9 protein-coding genes and 1 tRNA gene are annotated in these 11,074 nt (G+C 64.8%); 9 read left to right on the forward strand and 1 reads right to left on the reverse strand.

Annotation, left to right across the window (positions count from 1 at the left end; genetic code table 11):
• The 9 genes from sufD to ACH107_RS25530 all read left to right on the forward strand — a co-directional run.
• A partial coding sequence (gene sufD / locus ACH107_RS25490) for a Fe-S cluster assembly protein SufD (protein ID WP_412508399.1) occupies positions 1-1,214 on the forward strand: 1,214 nt, incomplete at its 5' end.
• Entirely contained in the window at positions 1,214-1,699 is a 486-nt protein-coding gene (locus ACH107_RS25495; protein ID WP_412508401.1) for a YIP1 family protein, read from the forward strand. The genes sufD and ACH107_RS25495, both read left to right, overlap by 1 nt.
• Entirely contained in the window at positions 1,696-2,298 is a 603-nt protein-coding gene (locus tag ACH107_RS25500) for a Yip1 family protein (protein ID WP_412508403.1), read from the forward strand. Before ACH107_RS25495 ends, ACH107_RS25500 begins: the two co-directional genes overlap by 4 nt.
• Position 2,299: 1 nt before the next feature.
• Positions 2,300-3,520 carry a cysteine desulfurase gene (locus ACH107_RS25505; protein WP_412508404.1) on the forward strand — a complete coding sequence of 407 codons (1,221 nt, stop codon included), beginning with the start codon at positions 2,300-2,302 and terminating at the stop codon, positions 3,518-3,520.
• Between the two features lie 135 nt (positions 3,521-3,655).
• Positions 3,656-3,790, forward strand: coding sequence for a hypothetical protein (locus tag ACH107_RS25510; protein WP_412508405.1), 135 nt, complete (start codon positions 3,656-3,658; stop codon positions 3,788-3,790).
• Between the two features lie 157 nt (positions 3,791-3,947).
• Positions 3,948-4,024, forward strand: a tRNA-Arg gene (locus ACH107_RS25515).
• A gap of 236 nt (positions 4,025-4,260) precedes the next feature.
• Positions 4,261-5,292, forward strand: coding sequence for a M23 family metallopeptidase (locus ACH107_RS25520; RefSeq protein ID WP_412508407.1), 1,032 nt, complete (start codon positions 4,261-4,263; stop codon positions 5,290-5,292).
• Between the two features lie 105 nt (positions 5,293-5,397).
• Complete coding sequence (locus tag ACH107_RS25525) at positions 5,398-5,523, forward strand: hypothetical protein (protein ID WP_412508409.1); 126 nt, start codon at positions 5,398-5,400, stop codon at positions 5,521-5,523.
• 1,090 nt (positions 5,524-6,613) lie between these two features.
• Entirely contained in the window at positions 6,614-10,456 is a 3,843-nt protein-coding gene (locus tag ACH107_RS25530; RefSeq protein WP_412508411.1) for a Hint domain-containing protein, read from the forward strand.
• Between the two features lie 198 nt (positions 10,457-10,654).
• Here the strand turns inward: ACH107_RS25530 and ACH107_RS25535 are convergent.
• Positions 10,655-11,074, reverse strand: a 420-nt coding sequence (locus tag ACH107_RS25535) for an NTP transferase domain-containing protein (protein WP_412508412.1), incomplete at its 5' end; no start/stop codon positions are given.

The following is an 11,074-nucleotide window of genomic DNA, read 5'->3' on the forward strand; positions in this document are numbered from 1 at the left end:
GGGCGGACGCGGCGCGCGATGCGGCGCTGGCCCGGGTGCGCGGGATGGGGCTGCCCGCCGCGCGCGACGAATACTGGAAATTCACGCGGCCGGACACGCTGGTGCAGGCCGAGGTGTCGGCGGCGTCGCTGCATGACGAGTCTGACGAGGCGCCCGTTTTCGGCGCGTTCGACCGCCTGAAGATCGTTTTCGTGGATGGTGTCTTCGACCCGGATGCGAGCGACGACCTGTCGCTTGAAGGCATCACGATCGAGCGGCTGAGCGATGCGGCACAGGCCGACATCCACTGGACCAAGGACCTTTACGGCGTGCTGGAAACAGCCGGGCAGGCCCCGGTGCCGCGGCCGCTTGCCGCGCTCAACACGGCGCTGGCTACCGACGGCGTGATCATCCACGCCACGGGCCGCGCCAGCAAACCCGTGAACCTGATTTATCACCATCAATCAGAGACTTCCGACGCGATCCTGCATCATGTTATCAAGCTGGACGAGGGCGCGGAACTGACGGTGCTGGAAAACGGTCCGGCGGCGGCCCGGTTCAACAATGTCATGGAAGTGGATGTCGCCGACACCGCGTCGTTCCAGCACGTGCGCACGCAGGGCCGCGATCACGAGCGCCGCGCGGCCACGCACCTCTTTGCGCGGCTGGGGCGTGAAAGCCGCTTCAAGTCCTTCACGATGACGGCCAACGGCGTGATGACCCGCAACGAGTGCGTGATCGAACTGACCGGGGATGATGCCGTCGCGCATGTCGCCGGCGCCGCGATGGGCGACGGTGATTTCCATCATGACGACACGGTGTTCATCACCCATGACGCGGAACGCTGCGAAAGCCGGCAGGTGTTCAAGAAGGTCCTGCGGAACGGGGCGACGGGCGTTTTCCAGGGCAAGATCCTTGTCAAGGAAGGCGCGCAGAAAACCGACGGCTACCAGATCAGCCAGTCACTGCTTCTGGACGACGACAGCCAGTTCCTCGCGAAGCCCGAGCTGGAAATCTATGCCGACGACGTGGCATGTTCGCACGGCTCGACCAGCGGCGCCATCGACGAGGAGGCGTTGTTCTACCTGCGCTCGCGCGGGGTGCCCAAGCCCACCGCGACCGACCTTCTGACGCTGGCATTCCTTGCCGAGGCGGTCGAGGAGGTCGAGGATCCGGACTTGCGCGACGAGATCGTGGGCCGGCTTGAAGGCTGGTTGGGGCGGCGGCGCGGCTGATGCCCGTGACCACCGATATCGTGGCGACCTATCGCGGGCCGCGCGTCGTGATGCGGCGCCTGCTCGCGATGGGTGCCAACGAGGGCCGGGCGCTGGCCATCCTGATGGCGGGCTGTGCGGTGGTGTTCATCGGGCAGTGGCCGCGGCTGGCCCGGCAGGCGCATCTCGAGGGCACCGACCTGAACCCGCTGCTTGGCGGGGCGTTGCTGGGCTGGATTTTCATGGCGCCGCTGGCGATGTACGCGCTGGCGTTCCTGCTGCACCTTGTCTGCCGCGCGGTCGGCGCGCAGGGGACCGCCCATGACACCCGCCTTGCGCTGTTCTGGACGTTTCTGGCGGCCAGCCCGGTGATGCTGTTGCACGGGCTGGTGGCGGGGTTCGTCGGGCCGGGTCCGGGATTGCAAGGGGTCGGCCTGATCTGGGTGGCGGTTTTCCTGTGGTTTCTCGTCGCCAACCTGCGCGAGGCCGGGTGGGGCATGACATGACGCTGACGTCGCTGAAACCGCTTTTCCTGCAGACCTTGCGCACTCCCGGGGATGCCGCCGTCGCGGTCATGGCGATGGGCCTGCCGGTACAGGCGCTGTGGATGACGCTCACGCTGGTGTCGATCCTGTCCTCGTTGTCGATGTCGGCGCTGTTCCAGGTCGCGCCCATGCCCGAGGGCGAGATGGGCGCGCTGGTGCAGGGCTCGCCGGCGAACGAGGCGCCGCTCGTCTTCGCGATCATGCAATGGGCGCGCGTGGTGCTGTCGGTCTTCGTGATCTACTGGGTCGGCCGTGCCCTGGGGGGACGAGGCACGCTGGGTGACGTTCTGGCCGTGCTGACATGGTTGCAGGTCGTGACCTTTGTTCTGCTGGCGGGGGTTTTCATCCTTGGATTCGCGCTACCATTGTTGTCGTCGCTGGCGATGATGGCGATGTTCGTTTGGTGGCTTTGGGCCGTTGTTTCGTTCATTGACGTGGCGCACGGCTTCGGCAACCCGTTCAAGGCGGCTGCCGTTCTCGTGATCTCGGTCCTGGGCACGCTGATCGGACTTGGATTTGTCTTCGGGGTGATCGCCTCGGTCGTGATGGGAGTATCCTGAGATGCTGGATGTCGAGAGAATCCGCGCCGACTTTCCGATCCTCGCGCGCGAGGTCAACGGCAAGCCCCTTGTCTATCTGGACAACGGGGCCTCGGCGCAGAAACCGCAAGTGGTGATCGACGCGATCAACCGTGCCTACAGCCACGAATATTCGAACGTGCATCGCGGGCTTCACACGCTGTCGAACATCGCGACAGAGAAATACGAGGCGGTGCGCGGCAAGGTCGCGCGCTTCCTCGGGGTGGCGGACGAGAACCAGATCGTGCTCAATTCCGGCACGACCGAGGGCATCAACATGGTCGCCTATGGCTGGGCGATGCCGCGGATGGAGCCGGGCGACGAGATCGTGCTGAGCGTGATGGAACACCATGCCAACATCGTGCCGTGGCATTTCCTGCGCGAACGGCAGGGCGTGCGGCTGAAATGGGTGGACACGGATGCCTCGGGTGCGCTCGATCCGCAGCAGGTGATCGACGCGATCGGCCCGAAAACCCGGCTGGTGGCCATCACGCATCTGTCGAACGTTCTGGGCACCAAGGTTGACGTGAAGGCGATCTGCGATGCCGCCCGGGCACAGGGGGTGCCGGTGCTGGTGGACGGGTCGCAGGCGGCGGTGCACATGCCGGTGAACCTTGACGAGCTGGGCTGCGATTTCTACGCGATCACGGGGCACAAGCTTTATGGTCCGTCCGCGTCGGGCGCCATTTTCGTGCACAGGGACCGGCTGGCCGAGATGCGCCCCTTCATGGGCGGCGGCGACATGATCCGCGAGGTCAGCAAGGACGAGGTGACCTACAACGACCCGCCGATGAAGTTCGAGGCGGGGACGCCGGGCATCGTGCAGGCGATCGGGCTCGGCGTCGCGCTGGAGTACATGATGGATGTCGGTATGGAGGCCATCGCGGCGCACGAGGAAACCCTGTGCCGGTATGCGGCCGAGCGGATGGACGGGCTCAACTGGCTCAACGTGCAGGGGACGACGCCGGACAAGGCGGCGATCTTTTCCTTCACGATGGCGGGCGCGGCGCATGCGCACGATATCTCCACCATCCTCGACAAGAAGGGCGTGGCGGTGCGCGCCGGGCATCATTGCGCCGGCCCCCTGATGGATCACCTTGGCGTGACGGCGACCTGCCGGGCATCCTTCGGAATGTACAACACCACCGAGGAGGTGGACGTGCTGGTCGAGGCGCTGGAATTGGCGCATGACCTGTTCGGCTGACGGTGCGCGGCGCGGGAACGGCGTAAATTCTTTGCCTGTGGACGGGGTTGAGGCATAATTTGTCGCCGTTGGCCATCGACGCGCACAGTTTTGCTTGCTATGCTTTGCACGGTATTAACAACAGGAGCTGCCAGAATGAAGCTTTTCAAGATCTCAGCCGTCCTCTTCATGGGCGCCTTCGTCGCAGCCTGCGCCCAACAGCAGGAAGAACCCGTCGTCGTTGTCGAGCCCGAGCCGGTTTATGACAAGTACGGCAACGTTGTCGAATAAGACGCAGCTCCTGCGTTTCAAAGTCATGCGCCGAAGTGCCCCGTCCGGGCCTTCGGCGTTTTGCATTCCTGCGCAAGGGTCGTGACGGCGCGCGGCGCCATTCGGTCCAATTTCACGATTGCACCCGGCCCTGCGCGCCGCTATACGCGGTCGCGACGCACCTGTAGCTCAGCTGGATAGAGCGCTGCCCTCCGAAGGCAGAGGCCCAAGGTTCGAATCCTTGCAGGTGCGCCATTTTCCTGACTGTAGACGTCTCCGGGCGGTGGCGCACACAAATGGTGTTAAAAAAACGTTGGCGTCGATGTCCGAGGCCGCCGCGAGAGTGACTTTCCGTTTTCGGCAACCGGTACCGCCGCATATCTGCACGGCTTCGAAACAAGATCATGATCTCGCAAAATGGATTTGGCTTGTGGCCTCGGCCTCGAGAACATCAACCGGGTCGTGTTCGGAGGCCGATCTTCGTCGCTTCCTTGACCCAGCTCAAAGCTTGGCTGTCGGGAAAATGCGAGGCATTGGCGCAAACCTTACGGGAAGGCAAATCTCACGTGCAGGGTCTCATGATCGCGGTACAGCTGGTCGTACCGGCTGCTCTGGTTCTTTGGATTGCCTTCTTTCCGGGGGCGAGCTGGCTCGGGCTTTGTGCTCAGGTACTCGGGACCGGCCTCGCGTTCTTCGCGATGTCGCAGGTGATGCTGTGGGGTCTGCCACCGCGTTGGGTACTGCATGTCTTCGCGGCCCTATGGGCCATCGGTGTGGTCTGGGCCGGTGCGGCGGCTCTACGCGCCGGTCTGCCGGTTATGCCATCCGGCTGGTCGGGTTGGGGAACAGGCGCGATCGGGCTCATCCTCGCAGCGGCCGGAGGGGCGCTCTCCTTGCAGGCCATGGCATCATCGACCCCGCCCGGATCGCGCGTGATCGACCTGTCATCCCCCTTGGGGCCCGGCGCATATCTCGTTGCGCATGGCGGCAGCCGCGAACTTACGAACGTGCACCTCAAGACGCTTGATCAGGACGTTCCACGCTTTGCCAACTGGCGTGGTCAGTCCTACGCCGTGGATATTCTCGGACGGGCTGCACTCGGGGTTTCACGTCCCCTATCCAACCCGTCTGATCCGGCGGCCTATCCGATTTTCGATGCGCCTGTCGTCGCTCCCTGCGCCGGTCGTGTGATCGCGGCCGAAGGGGCGCTACCGGACATGCTTGTCCCCGAGATGGACAGGGTTCGCAAGCTCGGGAACCATGTCATTCTGGAGTGCGACGGGGTTTGGGTGGTCGTGGCCCACTTGAGACGCGGCAGCGTGCGTGTCGTCGCCGGGGAACCGGTGGCGCAAGGCGCGCCATTGGGAAAGGTCGGCAACTCGGGCAACAGTTCGGAGCCGCATCTTCATCTCCACGTTCAGACCCCGGGTCGTGCCGACACGCCAATCGCCGGCGCCCCCATTCCGTTTCGGGTCGACGGGCGATACCTTGTGCGCAACGATATCCTGTTGGTGGCCTCCTGAGACGGGCGAGGCGCTTCGTCAGGTGACGACCAACGAGCATGTCCCGCCCGGGAACCGAAGCCGCACGGCAAGCTGGCCCCGCTGTGGCACCGGATCGCGGCGCGGATGGCGGCCAAGCCGGTTCTGGCGCTGGATGATCTGGTGCTGGAAATCGCTGAGACGCACCAGATGACGGTCCGCCGCATGCCGGTCCGGTGGACGCTGCGCAGCCCCGGTCTGGTGCATGAATAAGACCTTCAGGCGGTCGAGCAAAAGCGGCCCGAGGTCCGGCCATGCACGCCATATGCGGATCACGTGGCGGCAACCGTTCATGGCCAGCCTGTTGCCACGCATCGGTTTCATCGACGAGACCTCGCTCAAGACGAACATGGCCAAGACCACGGGTTGGTCATCAACGGCGCGATGAACCGCGTCCTCTTCGAGCTTTATGTCGAGACCCGGCTCGCCCCAGCCCTGAAACCAGGCGATGTGATCATCCTCGGTACCCTGTCATCCCACAAAAGCCCGAAGACCGTAGAGGCCATGCGACCCGATAATTGCGACACGCGGTATTCCAGACGACCGAGCCGAGAAGAATGGTCGAGAGATCAGTCAGCCACGCGCATCGGCGCTCTTCGCGGACTCGATTCGGCCTCATGTCCGGGCGGGCATGTTTCCAGTTTAGCGATTTTTCCGCAAATCCGGTACGATTGGTCACGCTTTGTTTACGTTTTTGACACGCGACCGGCAGGTTTGTGCCACATTTCGGATCAAGCTCCCCGCGTTCGCGCCATGTTTCAAAAATAGAAACAGCAAGCGCGTTTCGAACCGGACGTCCCGGCGCTGTGGTTCAGGAATTAAGGTAAAATAGAAAGGTCGAGGCCGGCTTGCAGAGAGACAGTGTTCGGAAATTGGCAACAAAACCGGCGAAGAGGCCGTGCGGGGCACGGGCTTTCCGGACGTCGCAAGGCGGTGTTGCACCGTATTGCTGCCCGGTTTCTGACAGATTTCGCTTTGTCGGTCTTCGTGCCTTCAGTACAAATTGAACATGCCCAACTGGGGGGCGATGTCTGTAGGTCACGGGGGCGGCCGCACGAAAAGCGTACCGGGAATCGGTGCGGGAGGGTGCGTTCGCCGGGTTGTTTGAGCAACGTGTGCAACACACTGGTCACGAGGGTCAGACCCGCGTGCATGAGCCGCCATGGAGAAGGCGGCACATCTCCCCGCCGGAGAATGGTTTTGTCGTGTGGGCCGCCCCTCGCCGTCGCATCGTCGGCAGGGCGAAAAAGTGGTTATCGCGGCAAGGCGCCAGGCGCCATCGAGCTGCACAAAGGAGATGACGATGTCTGGTGAAACGAACAATCCCACCGATCGCGGCGACGGTATCGTCGAGGGCGATTCGACCGACAACCGGATTGATCTGGCCTATACGGGCGACCCGGAAGGCGATCGCATAGACAACGAGGACGCCCTGCTGCCGGGCGAGGGGCCACAGGATGACATCGTCGATGCCGGCGCCGGCGACGATACCATCCTCGCCGAACAGGGCGACGATGATGTCTATGCAGGATCGGGCGACGACTCGGTCACGGGCGGCGCTGGCGACGACCTGATCTACGGCGACAGCAACCTGCCCGGCGGTATCCATGACGGTGGCGACGGCGGCACGGTGCGCGAGAGCTTCGAGTGGGACCTCGCGCCGAATGACCGTGGTTTCGTGCAGAACACCGGCAGCGTCGACGTGACCTTCCGGATCGTGCAGGAGCACGAGCGCGACGAGGTCGAGAGCGGTGTGACGACCGAAGAACAGAACGTGTCGGGGATAGAGACCGACGGCGACCCGGCCGACAGCACCAGTTCCTTCGAAAGCACGCTCAACGGCGAAGGAAACGAGGGCGATTACAACCTCGAATTCTCCGAGGCCGTCGAGAACGTGTCCTTCAGGATCAACGACGTCGACGGTGACGGGCGGGTCGCGGTCAAGGCCTTCGATGCCGACGGCCGCCCCGTTGAGGTTTTCCTGTCAGGCGGCGCGGACGTGACGCTGGACGACACGATTTCACCCGACGGTGAGGAAACGGCGACAAGCAACGGCGGCGGCGACCAGCCGGCGACCAGCGATGACAATTCCGTTCTCGTCGATATTCCCGGTCCGATCTCGCGCATCAGCATCCTGCATGATCAGGACGGACCGGCGGCGACGGACATGAACATCACCGATGTCTATTTCGACGCCCCCGGCGAAGGTGGCGGCGATACCGGCGTACCGGGCAACGACACGTTGCTGGGCGATGACGGTAACGACACCCTGTTCGGCGAAGCCGGCGACGACATGCTGGCCGGTGGCGCGGGTGCCGACAGCCTTGTCGGCGGTGATGATCGTGACGTCATGGTCGGCGGCGACGCGGGCGATTTTGTCGATGGCGGCACCGGCGGCGATGATTACGACACGCTGGATCTGCGGGGCGAGGGGCCGCTGCAGGTCGTCGACGAAACGGAGGATGCCGATGGTGATTCCACGTCGGGGACGGTCGAATTTCTCGACACGGACGGGCGTATCACGGGCAGCATGGAGTTCCGCGAGATCGAGAACCTGCTCGTGCCCGAGACCGGCAACGCCGATCCGGTCGCCAATGATGACCAGGTGACGACCGACGAGGACGTGCCGGTCGAGAACATCTCGGTGCTGGACAATGACAGCGACCCCGACAACGACCCGCTGACGGTGACGGACGCCACGGCCGACAACGGCAGCGTGACCATCAATGGCGACGGTACGCTGAACTACACGCCCGACGAGAACTTCAACGGTACGGACACGATAAGCTACAGCATCAACGACGGTAACGGCGGGACTGCCGGTGCCACGGTCACCGTGACGGTGAACCCGGTGAACGACGCCCCCGTTGCCGCGGATGACGACAACGCGATCACCGATTTCGAGACCGACGTGGTGGTGCCCGTACTGGACAACGACAGCGACGTGGACGGCGACACGCTGACCGTCACCGGCACCAGCGATCCCGCCAACGGCATGACAACGATCAACGGTGACGGCACTGTGACCTACACGCCCGATGACGGGTTCAGTGGCACGGATTCCTTCAGCTACACGGTCGATGACGGGAACGGCGGGACTGATACCGCCACCGTCACGGTGACCGTCCGCGAAGACGAGGCTGGCGGGCCGGACGGCATCGTAGAGGGCGATGACGGCGACAACCGGATCGACGAGACCTATACCGGCGATCCAGAAGGCGACATGATCGACAACGAGGATGCGATCCTGCCGGGCGAAGCGCCGAACGACGACATCGTCGAGGCCGGTGACGGCGACGACACGATCTTCGGACGTGACGGCGATGACGAGATCAACGGCGATGACGGCGCCGACGTTATCGACGGCGGCAGCGGCGACGACGAAATCCGCAGCGACGGCGACAACGTCGGTGTGCCCGATCACGAGACCTTCGTCGGCGTGCCCTTCGAGACGGGGGCCGCGCAGCTGGACAACACCGATACCGTCCATGGCGGGGATGGGGACGATACCATCTCGACCGGCGACGATGCCGATGTCGTCACGGGCGATGCGGGCAACGACGTGATCGACGGCGGTTTCGACGACGACGTGATCAGCGGGGGCAGCGGTGCCGACTCCATCACCGGCGGTCTTGGCAATGACGAGGTCCAGGGCGGTACCGGCGATGACACCATCATCGCGGGCATCGATGCCTTCTCGGACTACGAGGGGGATGACCCGAACCTGCCCAACCAGTTCCTGATTGATCCGGCGACCGGCCTGCCGGCGCTGAGCGATCCGAACCCGGCGGATGACCAGGACACGGTGTTTGGCGGCGCGGGTGACGACCTGATCATGACCGGCGATGATGCCGACGTGATCCGCGGCAACCAGGGTAACGACACGATCAATGCCGGTATCGATGACGACGATATCCGCGGCGGGTTCGGCGATGACAGCCTGACCGGCAGCCACGGCTCGGACACGATCCTCGGCGGCGAGGGCAACGACACGATCTGGGGCGGGTTCGGCAACGATCCGATCGCCGGCACGGCGGGTGAAACGCCCGATGCGACCGACCCGGTCCCCGAGAACGGTCTTGACGTCATCAACGGTGCGGGCGGCGACGACCTGATCTATGGCGAGGATGACGACGACACCCTGCTGGGCGGGGAAGGCAACGATACCGTCTTTGGCGGGATCGACGACGATTCGATCCGCGGCCAGGACGGCGATGACAGCCTGATGGGTGACGCGGGCGACGACACCGTGCAGGGCGGCGCCGGCAATGACACGATCTTCGGCGGTGCAGGCAATGACGATCTGCAGGGCCGCGCCGACCGGGACCTGTTCACCGACGCGACCGCGGGGGATACCGTTGACGGCGGCACCGGCGACAGCACGGATGACGGGGTCAACGACGATTTCGACACGCTGGACCTGACCGGGTCGGGGCCGTTGCGCGTCGTCGATGAAACCGTCGATGCCGATGGCGATTCGACCTCCGGCACGGTGGAATTCCTCGACGGGGACCGCAACGTCACCGGCACGCTGGAATTCCGCGAGATCGAGAACCTGATCCCCTGCTTCACGCCGGGTACGGTGATCGCGACACCGCGGGGCGAGTGCCGTGTCGAGGACCTGCAGGTGGGCGACCGCGTCATCACCCGCGACAACGGCCTGCAGGAAATCCGCTGGATCGGCAAGCGCGCATTGTCAGGGCCGGAGCTGATCCGGGCGCCGCATCTGCAGCCGGTGCTGATCCGGGCGGGCAGCCTTGGCCGCGGCCTGCCGGAACGTGACATGATGGTCAGCCCCCAGCACCGCGTCCTGATGCATACCGACCGCAGTGCGCTCTATTTCGACGAGCACGAGGTGCTGGCCGCGGCCAAGCACCTGACCGGGCTCGACGGGGTGGACACGGTCGAGGCCAGCGGCACCACCTACATCCACTTCATGTTCGACCAGCACGAGGTCGTGCTGTCGAACGGGGCGTGGACCGAGAGTTTCCAGCCCGGTGAACAGGTGCTGGACGGGCTTGGCGACGCGCAGCGCGACGAGCTTTACGAGCTCTTCCCCGACCTGCGCGAGGCCAAGGGAATCGCCGCCTACCAGGCCGCGCGTCGGTCGCTGAAGAAGCACGAGGCGCGCCTGTTGACCCGCTAACCGGTTTGCAGCGGACCGGCCCCGTGCATGGGGCCGGTTATCCCGAAATCGGTTGCGGGGGCTGACCCGGTTTCGAATGACAATCCCGGCATTGCGCCGGGATTGTTTCGTTTCGAGAAACAAGTTTGCGAACTCTCGTGCTTTGTCGACGTGCTGCGACCGGCCGGCGTGGTGCCGCCGCGCAAATGCCGGGCCGGCCTATCGCCCGCTGCGCGCGCGCCATGCCGCCCATGCCGCCGGCGTGTCCAGATCCGTCGTGGCGCGGGTGCCCGGCAGCCGATAGCGATGCACGGTTTCCCCGCGCAGCGCGTCGCGCGCGCCCGTATCGCCCGTGACCTGCGTCAGCGCCGGGAACAGGCGCGCGGGGAAAATCACCGGGTGGCCCGGCATGCCCGACGCATCCTGCGCACGCCAGATGGTACCGGGCGCGCGGGCCGCGGCGATGCACATCCCGACAAGATCGGCGGTTTCCAGATCGGGGAGGTCGGCCAGCAGGATCATCAGCCGGGCCGCGCCGGATGCGCCGGCCCAGCCGGCCCCGGCGCGGATCGACGCGCCCATACCTTCGGACGCGCCCGGGACCTCGCGGATCACCAGCTTGCCATCCCCCAGCCCGGC

It is taken from the genome of Roseovarius halophilus (ex Wu et al. 2025) (assembly GCF_047086965.1).